The organism is Nitrosospira lacus (genome assembly GCF_000355765.4).
GTDB lineage: Bacteria > Pseudomonadota > Gammaproteobacteria > Burkholderiales > Nitrosomonadaceae > Nitrosospira > Nitrosospira lacus.
Map to the genome: position 1 here is coordinate 2,181,476 of NZ_CP021106.3, position 20,880 is coordinate 2,202,355.

General features: G+C 55.8%; 21 protein-coding genes. 19 read left to right on the forward strand and 2 right to left on the reverse strand.

What is annotated here, in order from left to right; translation table 11 throughout:
* The first annotated feature begins 47 nt into the window (after nt 1–47).
* Entirely contained in the window at nt 48–1,154 is a 1,107-nt protein-coding gene (fliK, locus tag EBAPG3_RS09815; protein WP_004178699.1) for a flagellar hook-length control protein FliK, read from the forward strand.
* Nucleotides 1,138–1,518: an EscU/YscU/HrcU family type III secretion system export apparatus switch protein gene (locus EBAPG3_RS09820; RefSeq protein WP_004178697.1), complete on the forward strand. Its 381-nt coding sequence runs from the start codon at nt 1,138–1,140 to the stop codon at nt 1,516–1,518. Before fliK ends, EBAPG3_RS09820 begins: the two co-directional genes overlap by 17 nt.
* Before the next feature lie 9 nt (nt 1,519–1,527).
* On the opposite strand, the gene fliE is transcribed toward EBAPG3_RS09820, so the two are convergent.
* Entirely contained in the window at nt 1,528–1,872 is a 345-nt protein-coding gene (gene fliE / locus EBAPG3_RS09825; protein ID WP_004178695.1) for a flagellar hook-basal body complex protein FliE, read from the reverse strand.
* Between the two features lie 237 nt (nt 1,873–2,109).
* Between fliE and fliF the strand changes: the two genes are divergently transcribed.
* From fliF to fliR, 14 genes are all read left to right on the forward strand, one after another.
* Nucleotides 2,110–3,816, forward strand: coding sequence for a flagellar basal-body MS-ring/collar protein FliF (gene fliF, locus EBAPG3_RS09830; RefSeq protein ID WP_004178679.1), 1,707 nt, complete (start codon nt 2,110–2,112; stop codon nt 3,814–3,816).
* Nucleotides 3,809–4,807, forward strand: a complete 999-nt coding sequence (gene fliG / locus EBAPG3_RS09835; RefSeq protein WP_004178677.1) for a flagellar motor switch protein FliG — start codon at nt 3,809–3,811, stop codon at nt 4,805–4,807. Before fliF ends, fliG begins: the two co-directional genes overlap by 8 nt.
* 104 nt (nt 4,808–4,911) lie before the next feature.
* Nucleotides 4,912–5,586: a flagellar assembly protein FliH gene (locus EBAPG3_RS09840; protein ID WP_004178676.1), complete on the forward strand. Its 675-nt coding sequence runs from the start codon at nt 4,912–4,914 to the stop codon at nt 5,584–5,586.
* Nucleotides 5,587–5,610: 24 nt separating this feature from the next.
* The gene (gene fliI, locus EBAPG3_RS09845) at nt 5,611–7,047 is read left to right on the forward strand and encodes a flagellar protein export ATPase FliI (protein ID WP_004178675.1); all 1,437 of its coding nucleotides are present in this window, start codon (nt 5,611–5,613) and stop codon (nt 7,045–7,047) included.
* 59 nt (nt 7,048–7,106) lie between these two features.
* Nucleotides 7,107–7,556: a flagellar export protein FliJ gene (fliJ, locus tag EBAPG3_RS09850; protein ID WP_004178674.1), complete on the forward strand. Its 450-nt coding sequence runs from the start codon at nt 7,107–7,109 to the stop codon at nt 7,554–7,556.
* Nucleotides 7,557–7,594: 38 nt separating this feature from the next.
* A complete protein-coding gene (locus EBAPG3_RS09855) occupies nt 7,595–9,055 on the forward strand; it encodes a flagellar hook-length control protein FliK (protein ID WP_004178671.1) in 1,461 nt (486 codons plus the stop codon).
* Between the two features lie 154 nt (nt 9,056–9,209).
* Entirely contained in the window at nt 9,210–11,312 is a 2,103-nt protein-coding gene (locus EBAPG3_RS09860) for a putative bifunctional diguanylate cyclase/phosphodiesterase (RefSeq protein ID WP_004178667.1), read from the forward strand.
* A 343-nt stretch (nt 11,313–11,655) separates the two neighbouring features.
* Nucleotides 11,656–12,156, forward strand: a complete 501-nt coding sequence (gene fliL / locus EBAPG3_RS09870) for a flagellar basal body-associated protein FliL (protein ID WP_004178663.1) — start codon at nt 11,656–11,658, stop codon at nt 12,154–12,156.
* Between the two features lie 131 nt (nt 12,157–12,287).
* Nucleotides 12,288–13,262 (forward strand): flagellar motor switch protein FliM, encoded by a 975-nt coding sequence (gene fliM, locus EBAPG3_RS09875; protein WP_004178662.1) that lies wholly within the window; start codon nt 12,288–12,290, stop codon nt 13,260–13,262.
* A gap of 62 nt (nt 13,263–13,324) precedes the next feature.
* Entirely contained in the window at nt 13,325–13,720 is a 396-nt protein-coding gene (gene fliN, locus EBAPG3_RS09880; RefSeq protein WP_004178660.1) for a flagellar motor switch protein FliN, read from the forward strand.
* 22 nt (nt 13,721–13,742) lie between these two features.
* Nucleotides 13,743–14,273: a flagellar biosynthetic protein FliO gene (gene fliO / locus EBAPG3_RS09885; RefSeq protein WP_004178658.1), complete on the forward strand. Its 531-nt coding sequence runs from the start codon at nt 13,743–13,745 to the stop codon at nt 14,271–14,273.
* Complete coding sequence (gene fliP, locus EBAPG3_RS09890) at nt 14,263–15,024, forward strand: flagellar type III secretion system pore protein FliP (RefSeq protein WP_004178656.1); 762 nt, start codon at nt 14,263–14,265, stop codon at nt 15,022–15,024. The genes fliO and fliP overlap by 11 nt, the downstream gene beginning before the upstream one ends.
* 73 nt (nt 15,025–15,097) lie before the next feature.
* Nucleotides 15,098–15,367: a flagellar biosynthesis protein FliQ gene (gene fliQ, locus EBAPG3_RS09895; protein ID WP_004178655.1), complete on the forward strand. Its 270-nt coding sequence runs from the start codon at nt 15,098–15,100 to the stop codon at nt 15,365–15,367.
* A 171-nt stretch (nt 15,368–15,538) separates the two neighbouring features.
* A complete protein-coding gene (gene fliR / locus EBAPG3_RS09900; protein ID WP_004178653.1) occupies nt 15,539–16,357 on the forward strand; it encodes a flagellar biosynthetic protein FliR in 819 nt (272 codons plus the stop codon).
* Between the two features lie 73 nt (nt 16,358–16,430).
* Here the strand turns inward: fliR and EBAPG3_RS15200 are convergent, their stop codons facing one another.
* Nucleotides 16,431–17,204: a PEP-CTERM sorting domain-containing protein gene (locus tag EBAPG3_RS15200; RefSeq protein ID WP_004178651.1), complete on the reverse strand. Its 774-nt coding sequence runs from the start codon at nt 17,202–17,204 to the stop codon at nt 16,431–16,433.
* Between the two features lie 460 nt (nt 17,205–17,664).
* Between EBAPG3_RS15200 and EBAPG3_RS09915 the strand changes: the two genes are divergently transcribed.
* From EBAPG3_RS09915 to EBAPG3_RS09925, 3 genes are all read left to right on the forward strand, one after another.
* Nucleotides 17,665–18,753, forward strand: a complete 1,089-nt coding sequence (locus EBAPG3_RS09915; protein WP_004178648.1) for a hypothetical protein — start codon at nt 17,665–17,667, stop codon at nt 18,751–18,753.
* 118 nt (nt 18,754–18,871) lie between these two features.
* Nucleotides 18,872–19,513 carry a hypothetical protein gene (locus tag EBAPG3_RS09920; protein WP_004178644.1) on the forward strand — a complete coding sequence of 214 codons (642 nt, stop codon included), beginning with the start codon at nt 18,872–18,874 and terminating at the stop codon, nt 19,511–19,513.
* Between the two features lie 4 nt (nt 19,514–19,517).
* A complete protein-coding gene (locus EBAPG3_RS09925; protein WP_004178643.1) occupies nt 19,518–20,867 on the forward strand; it encodes an alkaline phosphatase family protein in 1,350 nt (449 codons plus the stop codon).
* The last annotated feature ends 13 nt before the right edge of the window (nt 20,868–20,880 follow it).

Consider the following 20,880-nt stretch of genomic DNA (forward strand, 5'->3'; position numbering starts at 1 on the left):
CGGATGCGGCGGCGACCTGCCGTACAACATGCCCTGGACACATCGATATGTTTGCATTCAATGCACTCAACGCATTAACCCGTATCTCTCCCGGCCTGGCGCTGGCGCGCCGTCAATCCGGCGATGTCCAGCTGCTGGCGGGATTGGAACCGGGCCAGCGGTTGCGGGCCACGGTACAGAGCAATCTTGCCAACGGTGAATTTATGGTGGCGCTGGATGCCCGGAATTCGGGAAGTGCGGGGAGCGGGCAGACATTACACATGAGGTTGCCCGCGGGTGTGCGTTCAGGTGATGTGTTGAACCTGATTTTTGTCTCACGCGAGCCTCAGCCAACGTTTACACTCACATCTGACGCATCACCCGCAGGAGTCTTTTCGCGACTGAGCGAAGCTGGACGCCTGATCGACAGTCTGCTGCGCCACCCGGTCTTCCCGAGTGGTTCCGCAACATTGTCAAGTGCGGCTTCCTTCCAATTTCCCTTGCTCGCCACGCCGCCGACCAATGGTGCTGACCTGGCCCGGAGCCTGGAAAGTGCCTTGGGCCGTAGCGGGTTATTTTATGAATCTCATCTGGCGCAGTGGGTCGCGGGCACAAGGTCATTGGCGGAATTATTGCTGGAGCCACAGGCGCGCCTGTCTGGACAGCCGATCCGTTTTTTTGCAAACGCCGAGTCTAATGCGGGCGTTACCGTACCCAATAATACCACTGATGCCACCAAGGCCTTGGCGTCCGAGGTGCTTGATCCGGTTCACCCCTCCGCGATGGGTCTTGTGCGGCAACAACTGGAAGCTTTCGAGATGCGTCATTTTTCATGGCAGGGCGTCGCATGGCCCGGTCAGACCATCACATGGGAGGCGTTCGAGGAAGGACCGCAGGAGCAAAAGGAGGAGCGCGAAGGACTCGATCAGTCCGCTGCAACCTGGCAAACCTGCTTACGGTTAACGTTGCCGAACCTGGGACCGGTTACCGCCAGCTTGCGGCTCAACGCTCGCGGGACGGGTGAGATGAGCGGCGCGGAGGTACGGCTTACCGCAGCGGAGCCGATGACGGCGGCAGCTTTACGGGCAGGTGCTGTACCACTGGCGAAGGGTCTGGAGGCCGTTGGAATCAAACTGACGAGCATGGGGGTGGATCTCGATGAAGAAGAAGCCTGATCCACGCGAAGCCGCCGTCGCGCTGGCTTATCGTGCCGGGCAGTCGGCTCCGCAGGTCGTAGCCAAGGGATGTGGCTTGGTTGCCGAGAGCATAATCAGGAAAGCACGAGACCATGGCGTCTATGTGCATGAGTCGGCGGAACTGGTGTCGCTATTGATGCAAGTGGATCTGGATCAGCATATCCCGCCGCAACTGTACCAGGCGGTAGCAGAATTGCTCGCCTGGCTTTATAAGCTGGAAGCGGGCACGGTCCTTTCACTTCCCTATGCGGCTTTGCCTTCTCCATCTGAATCTAGCGGAAGAACGAAAGCCCTTCTACTCGACAAACCCGATATCTTGCCGGATAAAGCGTCAAACCGATAAATGCCGGTTTTACACCGGCATATTCATGATGTCCTGATAGGCCATGACGAGCTTGTTACGGACCTGCAGGGTGTATTGGAGCGAGATGTTCGCCTTTTGCATCGAGATCATCGCCTCGGTCAGGTTGGCGCCCGGTGCGCCCATTTCAAAATCCTGCATGAGTTTTGCGGCATTCTGTTGCGAGTTATTGACCTGATCCAGCGAGTGTTTCAATACTGCGCTGAAATCAACGCGTCCGCCTTCACCTGTTTCGCGCACGCCCGGCGTGGTTGCGCCGGACACCGGTTTGCCGGAGGCCACTGCCGCACCGGCCCGCAACTGCGCCAGCATTGCGTCTATCTTCGATACATCCATACGGTCCCCATTTTTTTATTCCGAATATGCGCACGATAGCATTGCCAGCTCAAATCCGTGCCCTGAAATGGCGGGAAAATTTGCTTCTGTTCTCCATTTTAAATTCGGCCGGGACATTGATAATGCAGTCATTCGGTTAAAGCAAGTGTTGCTTTCAATGACTGGATGCGAGTTGCATTCGATGGCTGCGAGTAAAAAAATACTTATGATTGGTATTGAATCACCGGGGAGAACATGATGACGGCAGGCGCGGAAGCGGTTGCGGTAAGCAGTCCAATGAGTTTGAGCAGTCCACAGGTTTTTCTGAGCCGGATGTCCAGTCAGCAAAAAATGGGCTTTATGCTGGCTATTTCCGCCATCATTGCATTATTCGCGGGTGGCTGGATGTGGAGTCAGGCTCCCGATTACAAGGTGCTGTTCAGCAATGTGTCCGACCGCGACGGCGGCGCCATCATCGCCTCCCTTCAGCAAATGAATGTGCCGTATAAATACGCCGATGGGGGCGGAGCGATCCTCGTGCCCGCCAAGGAGGTGCACGATGCCCGCCTCAAGCTCGCCGCGCAAGGATTGCCCAAAGGCGGCCTGGTGGGCTTCGAACTGATGGAAAACCAGAAATTCGGCACCAGCCAGTTTCTCGAACAAGTGAATTTCCAGCGCGCGCTGGAAGGTGAGCTGGCGCGCTCGGTCCAGGCGCTGGCGGCGGTCAGCAGCGCCCGTGTCCATCTGGCCATGGCCAAGCAATCGGTATTCATGCGTGAACAGCAGAAGCCCAGCGCCTCGGTGCTGGTGAATCTTTACCCGGGACGCACGCTTGATCCGCAGCAGGTGACTGCGATCATGCATCTGGTATCGAGCAGTGTTCCGAATCTGCCCATCAAGAATGTGACGGTGGTGGATCAGACCGGCAGCCTTTTAAGTAAAACCGATGAATCCAATCCCGGCACTGGTCTGGACCCCAATCAGTTGAAGTACGTGCAGGCATTGGAGCAGAGTTATGTGAAACGGATCGAGGCAATCCTCATTCCGATCGTGGGGCAGGAAAATGTGCGTGCCCAAGTTGCGGCGGATGTGGATTTCGCCCACTCGGAGCAGATGGATGAGCGCTACAAACCCAATCAGACACCGGAAAGTGCTGCATTGCGCAGCCAGCAGACATCGGAATCGATGACCTCCGGCCAGGGCGAGGGCGGGGTGCCCGGCGCGCTTTCCAATCAACCTCCGGCGCCCGCAACAGCCCCGATCACGACAGCAGCGGCTACACCTCCCAATCAGGCGCCGGCGCCTGGCGCGCCCGGTCAGGCAGGCGTGGAGCCTGCCACGCAAGCCGTGCCATCGCTGCCTGTTAATACGCGCAAGGATGCCACCACCAACTACGAGGTGGACAAAACCATCCAGCATGTACGCAAACAGGTAGGCGGAATCAGACGGCTGTCAGTTGCGGTAGTGGTCAATCACCGCAAGGTGACGGATGAGAAGGGGATAGCCAGCATGCAACCGCTGGCCGAAGCGGAAAAAGCACAGATCATGGATCTGGTGAAAGAGGCCATGGGCTTCAGCAGGGAGCGCGGAGATACTCTGAACGTGGTCAATAGCCCCTTCACGGATATAGCAAAAGAACCTGTGCCGGAGCTCCCCTTGTGGCAGCAACCGGAGATGATCGAGCTTGCCAAGGAAATCGCGAAGAATGTGTTGATCGCCGCGCTGATTCTGTACCTGGTACTCGGTGTACTGCGGCCGATGCTGAGGCGCATGAGCCAGCCACCGGCAGAGGCACCCGCATTGCTCACCGGGAATAGTGAGGATCAAGAGGCGGCGCCTGCTCTACAACAAGCGCCTCAGCTTTCCCAGTATGATGAAAAACTGGCTCTGGCCAGGCAAATGGCAAGGGACGACCCAAAGATGGTGGCGACCGTGGTTAAAAAATGGGTGGCGGGCCATGACTGAGCTGGGTGTCAATAAAAGCGCAATCCTGCTCATGTCGCTGGGCGAGGACGAAGCGGTGCAGGTGCTCAAGCATCTCACTCCCCGCGAGGTGCAGAAGGTCGGCACTGCCATGGCAAAGATCAAGAATCTGAGCCGGGATCAGATCGATAGCGTGATCAGCGATTTCTGCAACCAACCGAAAGATACGACCTCCGTTGTGGCTCTCGACCCGGAAAACTATGCCCGCTCGGTACTTCATAAAGCGTTGGGCGAGGACAAATCCGCGGATCTTATCAGCCGCATTCTGGAAGGGAGCGATACCAGCGGCATAGAGGGCCTCAAATGGATAGATTCACCGTCAGTGGCGGAGCTGATCAAGAGCGAACATCCGCAGATTATCGCCACCATCCTGGTGCACCTTGATCGTGATCAGGCAAGCGAGATTCTGGGACAGCTCCCCGAGCTGCTGCGCAACGATGTGCTGCTGCGTATTGCTACTCTTGACGGCATCCAGCCCTCGGCATTGCGGGAACTCAACGATGTGCTGACCGACTTGCTGTCGGGTAGCGAGAATATCAACAAAAGTCCGGTGGGGGGGACCCGGACCGCGGCGGAAATCATCAATTTCATGGGCAGCGCAGCCGAGACTTCCATACTTGACAATTTGCGCGAATTCGACGCGGATCTGGCCCAGAAAATAATAGACCAGATGATCGTGTTCGAAAACCTGATGGATATCGATGACCGGGGCATACAGCTGGTGCTGCGCGAGATCCAGTCCGACACGCTTATCATCGCGCTGAAAGGCGCCGCGCCGGAACTGCGAGAGAAAATATTCAAGAACATGTCCAGTCGGGCTTCGGAAATGCTGCGCGAAGATCTGGAAGCGATGGGTCCGGTGAAAGTGCGAGAGGTGGAGGCCCAGCAGAAGCATATACTGCAGACCGTCCGGCGGCTCGCCGATGAAGGTCAGATCGCGTTCGGGGGCAAGGGCGAAGAGAGTTATGTTTAAATCAGGAGTTTCTTCGTAAGTTTGCATTTCAGGCTTTTAATTCATAGCGACGCTCCAAGCTTCTGCTCCCGCCCGGGAGGGAATGACATAAGGAAACAACAAGAATGGTCAGTCAGATTATTCCTAGAGAACGACTCGCCGCCTATGAGCGCTGGGAGATGGGTGCCTTCGAAAAAACTGCTGCGTCCGCCATGGCATCGGCCGCGTGTATCAAGATCGAGGAGCCGGAACAGCAGACAGCGGTCATTCTGCCCACCGTCGAGCAGATCGAGCGGATACATCAGGAAGCGCACCAGGATGGCTACGCGGCGGGGTACAAGACAGGTCACGAGGCGGGTTATGAAGCCGGGCGCCAGCAGGCGACGATGGAAGCTGAACGATTGCAGCATCTCCTCAGCGGTTTCCAGCGGGCATTGAGTGACGCTGATCAGGCTATTGGCAACGACCTGCTTGCCCTGGCGCTCGATCTTGCCAAGCAAATGGTGCGCGAGGCCCTCAAGGTAAAACCGGAACTCGTGTTAGCAGTGGTGCGCGAAACCATGCACCATGAGTCCGCATTCAATCAGCCGCCACAGTTGCACCTGCACCCGGAAGACGCCGCTCTGGTACACGAACACCTGAAACACGAACTCAACGACTGCACGGTTCGCGTCGATACCCACTTGGAACGTGGCGATTGCAGGGTTAGGACGGGCCACGGCCAGGTGGATGCCACCCTTGCCACCCGGTGGCGGCGTATCGCGCAAGCACTGGGGCAGAACAGCAGCTGGCTGGAATAACCCTGAACCCCCATGAATGGCATAATGACACAAGCTCCCGCCGCCTATAACCCGATGGACACCCACGCCAGCCAATGGCACGGCTTTCTCAGTCGCTGCGGTGATGTAGCCGCCAGCACGGAACCCTTTCAGCGCTCAGGCAGCCTCACTCGCGTCACCGGGCTGGTAATGGAAGCAGTGGGACTCAAGCTCGCGGTAGGCAGCGGATGCACGGTGCTGATGCCCAATGGCAACAGGGTGGAAGCGGAAGTAGTGGGTTTCCACGGGGACCGGCTTTACCTGATGCCAACCCAGGACATATTCGGCCTCACTCCTGGCGCCCAGGTCATTCCATGGGAAAACACCACGAATCCCCCGACATTGGCCGGCGTTGCCAGCCATCCACGCCGCCGCGCATCTGACCGGGTCAGGCACTTCCCGGTAGGCGAAGGGCTGCTGGGGCGAGTGCTCGACGGTGCGGGGCGTCCGCTGGATGGACTCGGGCCGCTAACGGCGGAGCGCGCCGCGCCGCTCGTCAACCAGTCATTCAATCCGCTTGACCGGGAACCCATCAATCAAATACTGGATGTCGGGGTGCGTGCCATCAATGCATTGCTCACCGTGGGGCGCGGTCAACGCATGGGCCTGTTTGCGGGTTCCGGAGTGGGCAAGAGCGTCCTGCTTGGCATGATGGCACGCTATACCAGCGCCGATGTAATCGTGGTCGGATTGATCGGGGAGCGGGGGCGAGAGGTCAAGGAATTCATTGAACAAATCTTGGGGCCGGAAGGACTGGCACGCTCGGTGGTGGTTGCCGCGCCCGCCGATACCTGGCCCTTGATGCGGTTACAGGGCGCATCCTACGCCACATCCATCGCCGAATATTTTCGCGACCAGGGCAAGAACGTGCTGCTGATCATGGATTCACTCACACGCTACGCCATGGCACAGCGAGAGATTGCATTGGCGATCGGGGAGCCTCCCGCCACGAAGGGGTACCCGCCTTCCGTCTTCGCCAAACTGCCGCAACTGGTGGAGCGGGCTGGAAACGGTATCAAAGGCGGCGGCTCCATCACCGCTTTCTATACCGTATTGACCGAAGGAGACGATCAGCAGGATCCCATCGCCGATTCGGCCCGTGCAATTCTCGACGGGCACATTGTCTTGTCGCGCCAGCTTGCGGAAGGCGGACACTACCCGGCTATCGACATCGAGGCTTCGATCAGCCGTGCCATGTCGAGCCTGATTACACCAGAATACTTCGAGCAGGTGCGCGGTTTCAAGCAACTCTACTCACGTTATCAGCGTTCACGCGATCTGATCAGTGTCGGGGCTTACGCGCCTGGCAGCGATCCATTGCTGGACCGGGCGATCGTGTTGCATCCCCGGCTGGAAGCGTTCCTTCAGCAGGGAATGTTCGAATGTGCCGGTCATGCGGACAGTGCCGCGAAATTGGGAGCAATGCTGGCTCCGCAAAATTGATTGATTCTATTTAAATTCTAATAGAACCCCTAATAGAACCCATGGAGATCTGACTGAAAATGGCGAAACAGTCCGCTTTGGATACCCTGCTCGAGCTTGCTCAGACGCGCACTGACGACGCAGCGAAACGGCTGGGCGTGCTAAACGCGCAAGGTATCGACATGGAAGCCAAGCTTGCCCTGCTGGTGCAATATTGGCAGGAATACTCTTCTCGCTTCCAGGCATCGATGCAGCAGGGGATAACGGCATCCGACTGGCGCAATTACCAGGAATTTCTCGACAAACTGGATGCTGCCATCGTGCAGCAACGCGGGCTTTTGGCTGCCACGCGGCAACGGGTCGAAGCCGGCCGGGTTGACTGGCAGACGGCGAGACGCACCCTTAAATCCTATCATACCCTGGCGCAGCGGCAGATGAGAGTGGAATTAATGCATCTGGCAAGGCATGAACAAAAAGAAACCGACGAGCGCGCGGTGAATGCCGCCGCCCACCCGAAAGAATCGTACTAAGCGTAAAACAACCACCCCCTCACAACCGGGAATATGCAATGCTAACCTCAACCATGCTACAGAATTCACCCAACAATATACCGCCTTCCGCAATCAGGAATACTGCCTGTGCCGCTAATGCAGACGAGGATGCACCGACCACCCGCTTCGGCAAGGCACTGGAGCAGGAAATGAACGCTATGGGCGATATGCCTGCAACCCATCCAGCAAATCCGAATGCAAAGGCCGACGATATTGCCGAGAGTACGGTTACGGTTGCCCCCGATTTGAGAAATATGACGGATGCCCAGGATTCCAAGGAAGTGGAGGGCTTGCAAGATTTTAAGGATTTGAAGGATTTGGAGGATGCAAAGAACATGAAGGACAGGAAGAATATGAAGGATGTGAAGGGCTGGGGCGTCAACAGTCCTGAAAGGCAGGAACCAAGGGAAACGAGGATCGATACTACCGCCGCCTCTCCCCAATTGATGGATCTCGCCGGTATCCTGCACGGGCTGATTGCCGCCTACCGGCCTGAAGGCAGAACCGGCGCTCAAGCCAATACCGCAACCGATGCTGCTCATTCCTTAGCTGATATATCGATGGATCCGGCAACCGCCACCGAACAGCAGGGCGGTCTCGGAGTCATGCAGCCCGTCACCGCGCATCCCGGTGGCGATGGAAAAATCGGGATGCCTGCCGTAGCGGCAATCACGGATACCAGCATTCCAATGTCCAGGAGCCCCGGCATGCTGGCTGCTGTATTGGCCCCATCGCCAAGAGCGAAACACGCCATCGATAGCCAGGATATCCAGAGCGGGGCGGCAATCAAGCTGGACCCGGACCGCACGCCGAGCGAGCCGCAACCAATCGAGTCTGGTGTGTGGACCCCCAATCAGCCTATCAATATTGGCGGGCCTGGAAAATCGTTGCCGGAGCCCGCACCCAACGCTTTCAGGGATTTTCCCATGACGGATCTCCTCGCTGCGGGATTACCCAATACACCGGTGCCGCTTGCTGCCATTCCGGCTGAGCGCGGCATTGCACCAGCCGCAGGCACGTTTGCCCACACTGCGCCCGGACTGGAGCCTCGTATCGGCGCGACCGGTTGGGACAACGCCTTGGGACAGAAAGTCCTGTGGATGGTTTCCAATCAACAGCAGGTGGCGGAGTTGAATCTTAATCCGCCCGATCTGGGTCCCTTGCAGGTGGTTCTGTCCATCACCAACGATCAGGCCAGCGCGACATTTGTTTCGCAGCATGCCGATGTACGGCAAGCGCTGGAAGCCGCGCTGCCGCGCCTCAAGGAAATGATGGCGGACAGCGGAATCAGCCTGGGCGAGACCACTGTCAGTGCCGATTCCTCACAACGGCAGGGGGAATTCGAGCAGCAGGATCGTTCTCCCACGCGCAACGGAGGAAACAAGGAAACAATGGCGGTGCCAAATATTAAAAGCGCTGATATCGGCATGGGCCGTATTCATGCCGCTGGAAACCGGTTGGTGGATACGTTTGCCTAGCAGCCTGCCGGACTTAATGAAAACGGGTGTCGAGAACCGAGCCGGCCGCCATTCTGCCTTTTTTTTTATGAATTGCATAAATCCCCTCTAAAGAAAGTGCCGGCGCGGCCGTTATCAAGTTATTGCTAGTAAAAACCATGTTATCGGGATCGGCATGCACGGCACCTATGATTACTGGCTGGTCGCACTATCGCTCATTGTGGCCATGCTTGCCTCTTATACCGCGCTCGACCTGTCAAGCCACATTTCCGTATTGACGCGCCCCAGGTTTCGCCATGCATGGCTCGCCGGCGGTGCGGCGGCGATGGGTATCGGCATCTGGTCGATGCATTTCATCGGGATGCTCGCCTTTTCGCTGCCCATTCCGCGCGGTTACGATTTGGCGACTATCGGCTACTCGCTCGTAATCGCGATACTGATCTTCTATTTCGTGCTGTATATCGCCACGCAAACGAAACCGACATCGCTGCACCTCATTACAGGCGGCACCCTTATGGGCCTGGGAATCTCCGGCATGCATTACACCGGCATGGCCGCCATGCAGATGCAACCGGGCATTCACCATGATCCGACTCTGTTTGCCACTTCGATTGTCATTGCCATCGCCGCGTCCAATGCCGCACTGTGGATTGCGCATACGCTACGTGATGCGGATCAGACTCACTTGATCGCCAAACGCATCGGTGCCGCTTTCCTGATGGGCGCCGCGATTACCGGCATGCACTATACCGGGATGGCCGCCGCCCATTTCTCCCCGGATTCGGTGAGCGGCGTAGCCAATGGCATCGATTTGCAACGGTTCGACACCACAATCATTCTGCTCACATTCGCGCTCCTGATTGTGACGCTCGTATTGTCGCGCTTCGATGCGAGGACAAATTTACTTGCCGGCTCAGTATCCCGGCTCAATGGTCAGATCGTCCGCCTGGCGACATTGGATACGCTGACGGGGCTGCCGAATCGCTGGACGTTCATGGAGCGGATGGAACACGCGATTCACGCATCCAGGCACCACCAGAATATGTTTGCCATCCTGTTCATGGATCTTGATGGGTTCAAGATTATCAATGACTCACTTGGGCACTCAGCCGGGGATGAAATCCTGAAAGCCTTCGCACAAAGGTTACTGCATTGCGTGCGTGGTGGCGACACGGTTGCCCGGCTGGGCGGGGATGAATTCGTGGTGTTGGTCGAAAACCTTGCGTCGCCGGACGAGGCCGCGAAAATGGCGGAAAGTGTACTCAGTCGCATGCGCCAAGGCCAATGGTCGGATAGCCAGCCTCTGCAGGTAATGCCAAGCATCGGTATTTCCCTGTTCCCGCAAGATGGCGATACTGCGGAAGTATTGCTGAAGAATGCAGATGCTGCGATGTACGAAGCAAAACGTGGCGGGCGCAGCACATACCGCTTCTTTGAGGCAAGCATGAATGAGGCGGCTACCCGCACGTTAAAGATTCAACATGCCTTGCATGAAGCACTTGGAGCCGACTATTTTTCTCTGTATTTCCAGCCAAAATTCCGCGGCGGCAATGGCGAGCTGACCGGTGCCGAGGCACTGCTCCGCCTGCGCCATCCGGAGCTCGGGCTCTTGCCGCCAATGGAGTTCATCCCGATCGCTGAACGCTCCGGCCAGATTGTCCAGATAGGCTATTGGGTCGTGCGCGAAACATGCCGGCAGATACGTCGCTGGAAGGAAAGTGGGCTGCCGGCGATCAAGGTGGCGATCAATTTGTCACCCCGGCAATTGGAGCAATCGGATCTCGTCGCAACTATCCTGGATATTGTCCGATCCGAACAAGTTCCATGCGAACAAATCATGTTTGAAATAACCGAGACCATCGCCATGCAGGACGCACCCAAGACAACCAACATGATCCGCGAATTCCAGGAAAACAATTTCGAAATCGCTATCGACGATTTCGGGACCGGTTATTCAAGCCTTGCCTATTTGCAACGCTTCCGCGCCAAGCAGTTGAAGATAGACCGTTTTTTTACCAATGGCCTGGATGAATATGATCGCGAAGGCAGCGCCATCGTCTCCGCGATTATTAAGCTTGCGCACTCCCTCGAGATGGAAGTAGTGGCCGAGGGCGTCGAAACTGCTTCGCAACTTGCAAAATTGAAGAGCATGATGTGTGACCAGATGCAAGGGTTCCTGCTCGGAAAGCCTTTGACAGTGGAAGAATTCAGCACACTGTTGCATGGGCAGAAGGGTGGAAACGTGATTATGTTGGAAAAGTATAGGGCAAGCGCATAGTAACCGATCTTGACCGGGGCGCGGATTACGCCGGCGGCGTTGGGTTGGGTCGACTGCAACAATCAGATTGTCCATTCACAAGTTTTTTGCGTCGACAACCCGTATACACAGGGTCCTTCAATATCGTCAAGATCTGTCTGATTCGTTGCCTTTCTGCTTCGTTCTTCAAATCCGGCAGGTCCCTGTCCCGGCGCCCCATGCGCCGAAATTCCAGTTCTTGCTGCATGAATGATGCTCCCGCATCAAATTCCGAGATAACACCTTTTTCCCCCTCTGTTTTCGGCATTATCCGCCTGCGGCTGGCTTGATAATTCGTATCACACTATGCAACGGGAGCAAAATCATGGCAAGCAAGGCCAATACACAGGGCAGGGAAGACAAGGGAGCCAGAATCGAAAAAAAATCCGGAGGTAAAAAACTGGCGCTGGTTGTCGCTTCAGGGATACTCCTGCTCGGAGCCGGAGGCGGGGGCGCAGCCTGGTATATGAGCCGGGTTCACGATGGAGCACAGTCCCAGACAAGGCACGCGTCGCCGGTTTTTGTGTACCTGGAAACATTCACGGTCAACCTGCAGTCCGAGCACGGTGATCAGCATCTTCAAACCAATCTGACCCTGAAGATGGAAGACTCCTCGGCAGCTGACTTGATCAAACTTCACATGCCGGAGGTACGTAATCGCATCCTGCTGCTGCTTTCCGGCAAGGCCGCATCACAAATCAGCGGCATCGAGGGAAAAAAGAAACTCGCTTCTGAACTGCTTGCGGAAATAAAACAGTCCCCCGGCGAGAACAGCCTTGGACATGCCGTTCAAAGCGTTCTTTTTACTTCATTCGTCATTCAATAATCATTGAACCCGAGTCCGGTGGCTACGTTCATTTTTCAGGTTAATACCATGATCCACATAGATTGCTTGCCAGATCTGACCATCAGTTTCCCGGTGAGCCCACTATCGGGACCACTCAGGTTAACCCTATCATGAGCAACGATTTTCTTTCGAAGGAAGAAGTAGAGGCTTTGCTCAAGGGCGTTATTGGCGGCGAAGGAATCGACGGGGCCAAGCCGGCCTCCGGCTTCCGCCCCTACAATCTGGCGACCCAAGAGCGTATTGTGCGTGGGCGCATGCCCACGCTTGAGATCATCAATGAGCGTTTTGCACGGCTTTTGCGACTTGGATTGTTCAATTTTCTGCGCCGCAGCGCAAACGTTACGGTCGGTCCGGTACGGGCAATCAAATTCAGCGAGTTCGTACGCCACCTGGTGGCGCCGAGCAATCTGAATCTGGTGCACGTCAAGCCACTGCGTGGCACATCACTGTTCGTATTCGACCCCACGCTCGTATTTCTGGTGGTGGACAACCTCTTCGGCGGCGATGGCCGCTTTCACCCGAGTTCAGAGGGCCGCGATTTCACGCAAACCGAGCAGCGCATTATTCAACGCTTGCTTAACCTGGTGTTCGACAGCTACGGCAAGTCGTGGCAACCGGTCTATCCAATCGAGTTTGAATATGTACGGGCGGAAACAAACACCCAGTTCGCGAATGTGGCTACCCCCAATGAGGTGGTCGTAGCCACTACTTTTGAGGTCAGCATCGGTTCCGCGGTGGGAGAAATGCACATATGCATGCCGTACTCCATTCTCGAACCGATCCGGGACTTGCTATCCAGCAGTATGCAGGGGGAGTCGCTGGAGGTGGATAAACGCTGGGTAGGCCGGTTGTCAAAGCAGGTGCAGTCGGCCGAGGTAACAATGCTGGTGGACCTAGCGCATGTGCAAGTCACGCTTGACCAGATACTCAATATGCAAGTAGGCGATGTCATTCCGCTGAATATTCCCGAGCTTGTTACCGCCAGCGTGGATGGTGTACCGGTAATGGAATGCCGCTATGGTATTTCCAATGGCCAGTATGCCCTGCGCATGGAAAAGATGCTTGGCCCGGCCATTAGCGAATGATGTCCGCCGAACGCCGCAACCTGTCGAAACGACCCTTTACGAATAAACTCGAGGAATCGAATATGCCTGCCAATAATACCAATGCCGCCCGTATGACAGAACAGGAAGGTGCCGCGGCGCCTGCCACCTCTGAAACCAACATTGCGCCGGCACAGATTTTTGAACAATTCGCCGATACGCGCAAGGCGGAAATCCACAATGATATCGATATGATCATGGATATACCGGTCCAGCTTACCGTGCAGTTGGGGCGCACCAAAATCGCCATCAAGAATCTATTGCAGCTGGCGCAAGGCTCGGTGGTAGAGCTGGATGGTCTGGCAGGCGAACCGATGGATGTGCTGGTCAACGGCTATCTCATCGCCCAGGGAGAAGTGGTGGTGGTCAATGAAAAATTTGGCATTCGCCTGACCGACATCATCACCCCGAGCGAGCGCATTCGTAAACTGAATCGCTGAATCCGCAATTACGGATTGATGCGTGTTTGCTTATCTTGAGGAAGACCCAATCGTGATGGATTCATTGTGTTGCACCGTACCTGGGCATTGCCCGGAGGATCGCCGGAAGAATTACCCGATTATGCCGGGACAATGGGCTCTCATATGGCTTTCCGGCTATTGCGCATCTCCCGCCAGCGCCGCGCCGGCGGGCACTGCTCCGGCTGCCGATAGCGGCATGCTCCAGGTGATGCTCGGTCTGGGGCTGGTACTAGCCGTGATAGCCGGTGCCGCATGGCTGCTACGGCGGTTTGGGGGTATGCCACGAGGTCCCGCCAATGCAATCAGGGTTATCGGCGGTTCGTCCGTTGGCCAGCGCGAACGGGTAATGCTGGTGGAAGTTGCCGATACCTGGCTGGTAATCGGCGTTGCCCCGGGTCATGTGACGGCCTTGCATAGTATGCCAAAGGGGGAAAGTATTGTCATGACCGACCTCGCGGGGTGTGCGACTGGGATCGACGCACATTTTCCCGCGTGGCTCAGGCAGGTAATGGAAAAACGGAATGAAAAATAACAAGGCCAGGTCTGCCACCCGCGTTGCGCTTGGAATGGCATTGCTCGGGGCATCATTCATCGCCCTGGCCCAGACGCCCGGCCTGCCCGCATTCACCAGTACACCCGCAGCGGGTGGAGGGCAGAATTACTCATTGAGCTTGCAAACCCTGCTGCTGTTGACGGCGCTTACTTTCCTGCCCACCGTACTGCTGATGATGACCGGTTTTACTCGTATCATTATTGTACTTTCGCTGCTGCGCATGGCGCTCGGTACCCAATCCTCGCCACCTAATCAGGTACTCGTCGGACTTGCATTGTTTCTTACTTTTTTTGTCATGGGTCCGGTATTTGACAAGATCCATACGGACGCCTACGAACCCTATACCACCAGCAAGATTACGCAGGCACAGGCGCTGGAGAGAGGTGCAGCGCCGCTCAAGGCTTTCATGATGAAACAGACCCGGGAGGCGGATCTGGCGCTGTTTGTCAAACTCTCCGGTCATCCTCAACTGAATGGACCCGAAGACGTGCCATTGCGGGTGCTGGTTCCGGCCTTTGTCACCAGTGAATTGAAAACGGCATTCCAGATCGGCTTCGCGGTATTCATTCCCTTTCTCATCATCGATATGGTGGTGGCTTCCGTGCTCATGTCCATGGGAATGATGATGGTTTCGCCGGCCCTGGTGGCGCTGCCTTTCAAGCTTATGCTGTTTGTGCTGGTGGACGGATGGCATATGCTGATCGGCTCGCTGGCGGAAAGTTTCTACTAAGCTCAGGAATACCGGTAACCGCCCCTGGCCACCTCCCGACTGTCTTTTTAATCGATAATCATCAAGGAAAACCATGACACCTGAAAGCGTAATGACTCTTGGCCAGAAGGCCATGGAAGTGACCTTGATGGTCTCGGCCCCCATGCTGCTGGTGGCGCTGGCAACCGGTCTGGTAGTGAGCATTTTTCAGGCCGCCACGCAGATCAACGAAATGACGCTATCATTTATCCCCAAGCTGGTGGCCCTGTTCGCAACCATGGTGCTGGCAGGGCCCTGGATGCTCTCCGTAATGGTCGACTATATGCGGCAGGTACTGGAGGGAATTCCCGCCATGGTGGGATAGCGATAACGATGCGTACCGCTTAAAGCTCTTGATAAATTCTGTGCCTACGCTTAAACCCAAATTCGGTGGCTGACCGCTCATTTATCAGTTTGGCGCCTTGATTCGTGAAGCTTGTCTGTATGTAACGTGATTTTCATCTCCGGGGTAAACCCGCTACCGGATTCAGGTTAAATGATAACCCTCAGCTCCGCCGATCTCGACGCCTGGATGACTTCCTTCTTATGGCCGCTGGCACGCATCCTGGCGCTTCTGGCGGCGGCGCCGGTGCTCGGGAATGCGGCAATTCCGGCACGGGTAAAAATCGGACTGGGGGTGCTTGTCACGCTGATTGTCGCGCCCGCTATCGGGCCGCTGCCGAAAGTCGAACCGGGATCACTCGAAGGATTGCTGATTCTCGGGCAGCAGATCTTTATCGGACTGGCGATGGGCTTTGCGGTACGTATCGTATTCAGCGCGGTGGAGATGGCTGGCGAAATAGCCGGCCTGCAAATGGGCCTGGGTTTTGCCACTTTTTTCAGTCCCCGCAGCGACGGCAGCACCCTGGTGGTGGGCCGTTTCCTTGGCTTGCTGGCGACGCTCACCTTCCTTGCCATGAATGGCCATCTGCTGATGTTGTCGGTGCTGGCGGAGAGTTTCAATGTATTTCCCATTTCCGCAGAGCCGTTCTCGGCTGGCGGCTGGAAGATGCTCGCGGAATGGGGCGGCAAGATTTTCGAGGCGGGCCTAAGGCTCGCGCTGCCTGTGGTCACCGCGCTGCTTATCGTCAACCTGGCGCTGGGCATTCTCACCCGTGCCGCGCCCCAGTTGAATATCTTCGCGGTAGGTTTCCCGATCACGCTGATGGTGGGAATGACGGCATTGATGCTGTCGCTCCCTTATTTTATCCCCGTGATCGAGCGGTTGATTACGGAAGCACTGGAAATCATGCTGGAGGTGGTCCGCGCCGCTGCCGTCCACGCCTCAGGCAACCCGCCCAGAGCTTTGTCGTGATAGCCTCACTTTTCAGATTGTGACTCAGCGCATCGCCTTCATCGCGAGTGACCTGCTAGCCAGTTCATAGAGATTACTTGCGGCGGCGTACAGCTACCAGACTGGCCAGACCGATCCCCAGCAAGCTCCATGAGGTGGCTTCGGGCACCGTGCTTTCAGCGAGCAACTTCGGAGACTGATCCAGTAAGAAATATTGGCCTAGAGTGGACTCCGCAGGAGGAAAACTGTTATCCAGGCTGGCGATTGCAGCTGCATCAAACGCAAAGTTGTCCGTGGTGCCAGCAACGAGTGAATCGGTTTGCTGGAATCCCGAGATATTCCTGACTTTTTTGAAATTGGATATCGTTCCGACGACCTGGAGCAATCCTTTACCCGAGTCGAGATTCTCTCCACCCAGAAACGATCCGCTACCCCTGGCATCCAGGAAATTTCCCGTTCCACCTGTTATATTGAATTGGGTATTCGTGAACATGAATACCGAAGGAAAGCTCGTTGGCGTGAATAAACCGCTATAGTCGGCAAAGAGCTCATCACCACTCGACATGGTAAACGTCATGTGTCCGCTGAAAGAAAAATGGTCCGAAAAGGGAATGATACAATCCCTAGCCGAGAGCGTAACCCCCCCCAAGGGGATGCTTATTCCAGTACCGCTGGTCGTGCCTTCCAATGGCGTAGCGCAGGGGGATGAAGGATTGAGGACTGTAGGGCTCACGAACTCTTGTATGACCGCGCTTATCGACAGAGTGGCGCTCATCACGTCTGCGGCGGTGATCGACATGATCATCGATGCAGCCAGCAGGGCAGAAGCTCTATGATGCTTTATAAAATTCGAATTGGCTGTTTTCATGTAATTCTTGGTTCCTTGTAAGCGGCCACGGAATGCCGGGGCAAATCTTATAATGCCTAATTCCTGGGGTCAACTCAACAATAGTAAATATATCAATATATTATCATGATCTTTACTTTTATCCGGCATTTGCAGCTCTTTTAGCGTTACCGTTATTGCTTCCCGCGAAAGGCTTGTGTGCATACACTTGGAGTGGCAGTTCCTATAAAAGCATGTCACTCGAACACGCTGTGAATATTTGATTCTGCATACCTTGTTCGTTGCGCGATATACCGCACAAACCATGCGCTTCATTTCATCCAGCTGCCGGACTGAGGATTCTGGGGGTAATCAACATTGAACTTTCCGGAATTGATGCTAAAGTAAATTACACGTTAATATAATTAAGATGAGATGCAATGGATATACGCAATCTCCGCTTATCACCGTTTTTCGTTATAACTGGCAGGAGTTAATAAAGATGCCTCAACTCGACCACGCCACTTTCATTAATCGTCTGAAGGGAAAGTCCATTGATGCCGGGGCATTGCAGGGCGCTTACCCTGACTTGAACGTGAGGGCCATCGCGGGTAACGGTGTTATCACGGGCACCCCCCAGAATCTCGAGAAATTGTGGGAAATCATCGATAACTATGATCATGATGGCAACGTCAATACCATCTCCGATGCACCGGCCTTGTCCATAGCGAACTGGCTATTTGCCAAGACGGGAAGTACTGGATCTGCGAGCGGCGAAATGGAAAATTGGAGAAAGGTCGCCGAATTCGGCGACAGGAGCATCACAAGCCACAGCGATGCCCATAGATCCGCTATCGATAACACCGGTATTGGCCTCTACTACGGTGATCATTCGCCTTTCCGCGAGAATATCCTGAGGGGGGACCGGCAGGGCCTCCAAACGCAGTTGGACGACATGGGTGCGGGGAACTGGCGAATGGAATCCATCGAGCCGGGAGCCGTTATCATTGAAAGCACATCCGGTCAGTCTGCCCGTCTCCAGGAGAGTTCGTGCATTGGCTGGGTAATTCAGAATGTCAAGACGGCCTATGAGGGCGCCGGCAAGGGGGCGCGCTTCGCAGAAATCGACAGCAGGGTGAAGGCTGCCGATCTGCGCGGCACCGTCCTGTGCGAGGAGCTGCAGAAAGATGGCTGGACGGCTGTGTTCTACTCGCCGCGAACCGCCGAGGATCTCACGGATTCGGGTGAGCGCGAAAAACTGGGCGCGCTCAACATGGCAAAGGCCGGCGCGCGCGTGTGGAAGTCGCCAATTCCTGAGTCGAGCGGTGTGCGCTGCGACGCGGTTATCACCGGCTACCGCGATATTACACCGGACAGCAATACCGAGGCGCTGCTGGAGAAGCTGGAGAATGCGCCATTCTTCGTCGGCGTGGCCAATGGTGGCATCCACACTTTCGTGGGGCACAATGGAAGTGTCTGCGATTTTCACTGGACTGCTCAGCCTGACGACAGGAATGCCATGACCGAAAACCCCATTCGTGAATGGAAATGGGATACGGGACTCTACATGGTGCCGCCGGGATACTGGTAAAAACGCCGCTGCCGGTGTACGTGAATTTCTTTTTTACCATTCAATCCACCTCAGCCGATCCAAAGGGATCGGAACAAGAGCATGAAGCTTTCGACGAAAAAAGTCTGGGATAACGCAAATGCCTGACCGATTTGCGGTATGGGCGACCCTGCTGGCGACACCCCTGATCGTGGGTTGTGCCCAGATCAAGTCCTTTACGGTGGCGCCGAGCACCATTTGTCCCGGTGAGTCGGTCAGGGTTGACTGGCTTGCTTCAGGCAATTCGGGCAACGCAACACTGGACTCGGTTCCAGTACTGGCAGGCACGGGGGAGGTGCCTGAGGAAGGATCCCGATTTTTTACGCCCGGACAAAACACTCGCTTTATACTCAAGGTTCCGGGCGCGCTCAAGAACGCTCAGCGCGAGTGGGACGTGCAGGTGGTCCCGGACCAGAGTTCGAGACTGCTGGGAGGTATTGCCCAGTGTGGCGGCGAACCTCGATCGGTATCGGCTTCATTTACAATTCAGCGCGAAAGTACTTCAGCACGTGTTCGCGCGATATTGATCACGAATAACTACCCCCGGCCATTATCGATCAGTAAAGATGGCATGGAAGTTGATATTCCACCGAGTGGCGCAACAGACGGTTTTAAAAATACCTCCATAATCGGTACCTGGACAATTCGCAGTCCCGTCGGTCCCGGCGAAGCATGCGATAACGCCCTCAAGGCGGTTGCACGCCGGTTGACTATCAAAACACAAATGAACTGCGGAGAGTAATTCCATGGCGATCCTTGATCAGATTGAGACCATCGTGATCGTAATGCTGGAGAACCGTTCTTTCGACCATATGCTGGGGCATCTCAGCATGGCCCGGTTCGGTAATCGGAGAGATGTCGCAGGTCTGGTCGAACCCGAAGCAAATCTGGATTACACCAACTTTCTCGATGGGCAGGGTTACCAGCCCTTCGAGTTGAAGGATGGACCGCTGCCGCACGATTTGCCTCATAGCAGATCTCTGGTGGCAGCTCAGTTAGGGACACCCGGCGGTCCCTTCACGATGAGCGGTTTTGTCGAGGCATATTATCGTGCCACCGGAAGCAAGGTAAACGATCCGCCACCAATGGGTTTTCTTTCACCTGCCGATGCGCCCATGTCGAGTTTTCTCGCGGCGCAATATGCCGTGTGCGACAACTGGTTCGCGCCGCTGCCAACAGATACCCAGCCAAACCGTTCGGTGGCTTACACTGGTTACTCCCTGATCGAGGATACGAAACCGCGTCCTATTCCTACCATCAGGGGGAGCTTCATCTTCGAGTGGCTGAAAGCGCACAACGTCAGTTGGCGCGTATATCACTGCGGAATATCGTTCTTCACACTATTTGATCAGTTCGATGAAGTGCTGGGGCCCAACTTCCGGAGCTTCAGACAATTCCCGGGAGATTTCGAGACCGAATCGGTGTCGGAAATGCCAAAAGTCATATTTATCGAACCCGAATACAGCGATTCGCCTGTCCATTTCGGCTGGACCGCCAATGACAATCATCCACCCACGCCTGTCGGTCCCGGCGAAAATTTTCTGCGCGATATCTACAGGCTGCTGACCAGGGATACCACCAAATGGAACCGCACGTTATTGATTACCACGCATGATGAGCATGGCGGGTTCTTCGACCATGTTCCGCCCCTCGCGATTCCCGCCCCGGTGCCACCCGGCGCGCTCTTTCAAGCCGGATTCGAGAGCACGGGCCCCAGGGTTCCGGCACTCATCGCCTCGCCATGGATCGCGCCAGGCACTGTATTCAAGAGTGCAATGGATCACACCTCCATATTGCAATTATTGTCCGAGAAGTTCGCGGGCACCCCGGATTATAATGACGAAGTCAAACGGCGTAGAAAATTGGGAATACAGAGCGTGTCGCAAGTACTGGCTGAGTCGCTTGCCCAGCCGAGAGCCGATATTCCACCACCGCCGCAGGATGTCATTTCAAGTTCAGTCGTGCTGATGCCATCTGCCGAACCGCAGACCGAAAGTCAGCAGGCTTTTACCGACGCGGCGAAGAAACTGTTGCGATATGACCGCGCGCGCTCTCTCGAGAAGTATCCGGAACTCGTGCATCTGCCGGAAGAATAGGATTTCCCGAAAA

Coding starts and splice junctions, on each gene's coding strand:
- fliK (WP_004178699.1), top strand. CDS start 48: ATGTTTGCATTCAATGCACTCAACGCATTAACCCGTATCTCTCCCGGC.
- EBAPG3_RS09820 (WP_004178697.1), top strand. CDS start 1,138: ATGAAGAAGAAGCCTGATCCACGCGAAGCCGCCGTCGCGCTGGCTTAT.
- fliE (WP_004178695.1), bottom strand. CDS start 1,872: ATGGATGTATCGAAGATAGACGCAATGCTGGCGCAGTTGCGGGCCGGT.
- fliF (WP_004178679.1), top strand. CDS start 2,110: ATGACGGCAGGCGCGGAAGCGGTTGCGGTAAGCAGTCCAATGAGTTTG.
- fliG (WP_004178677.1), top strand. CDS start 3,809: ATGACTGAGCTGGGTGTCAATAAAAGCGCAATCCTGCTCATGTCGCTG.
- EBAPG3_RS09840 (WP_004178676.1), top strand. CDS start 4,912: ATGGTCAGTCAGATTATTCCTAGAGAACGACTCGCCGCCTATGAGCGC.
- fliI (WP_004178675.1), top strand. CDS start 5,611: ATGACACAAGCTCCCGCCGCCTATAACCCGATGGACACCCACGCCAGC.
- fliJ (WP_004178674.1), top strand. CDS start 7,107: ATGGCGAAACAGTCCGCTTTGGATACCCTGCTCGAGCTTGCTCAGACG.
- EBAPG3_RS09855 (WP_004178671.1), top strand. CDS start 7,595: ATGCTAACCTCAACCATGCTACAGAATTCACCCAACAATATACCGCCT.
- EBAPG3_RS09860 (WP_004178667.1), top strand. CDS start 9,210: ATGCACGGCACCTATGATTACTGGCTGGTCGCACTATCGCTCATTGTG.
- fliL (WP_004178663.1), top strand. CDS start 11,656: ATGGCAAGCAAGGCCAATACACAGGGCAGGGAAGACAAGGGAGCCAGA.
- fliM (WP_004178662.1), top strand. CDS start 12,288: ATGAGCAACGATTTTCTTTCGAAGGAAGAAGTAGAGGCTTTGCTCAAG.
- fliN (WP_004178660.1), top strand. CDS start 13,325: ATGCCTGCCAATAATACCAATGCCGCCCGTATGACAGAACAGGAAGGT.
- fliP (WP_004178656.1), top strand. CDS start 14,263: ATGAAAAATAACAAGGCCAGGTCTGCCACCCGCGTTGCGCTTGGAATG.
- fliQ (WP_004178655.1), top strand. CDS start 15,098: ATGACACCTGAAAGCGTAATGACTCTTGGCCAGAAGGCCATGGAAGTG.
- fliR (WP_004178653.1), top strand. CDS start 15,539: ATGATAACCCTCAGCTCCGCCGATCTCGACGCCTGGATGACTTCCTTC.
- EBAPG3_RS15200 (WP_004178651.1), bottom strand. CDS start 17,204: ATGAAAACAGCCAATTCGAATTTTATAAAGCATCATAGAGCTTCTGCC.
- EBAPG3_RS09915 (WP_004178648.1), top strand. CDS start 17,665: ATGCCTCAACTCGACCACGCCACTTTCATTAATCGTCTGAAGGGAAAG.
- EBAPG3_RS09920 (WP_004178644.1), top strand. CDS start 18,872: ATGCCTGACCGATTTGCGGTATGGGCGACCCTGCTGGCGACACCCCTG.
- EBAPG3_RS09925 (WP_004178643.1), top strand. CDS start 19,518: ATGGCGATCCTTGATCAGATTGAGACCATCGTGATCGTAATGCTGGAG.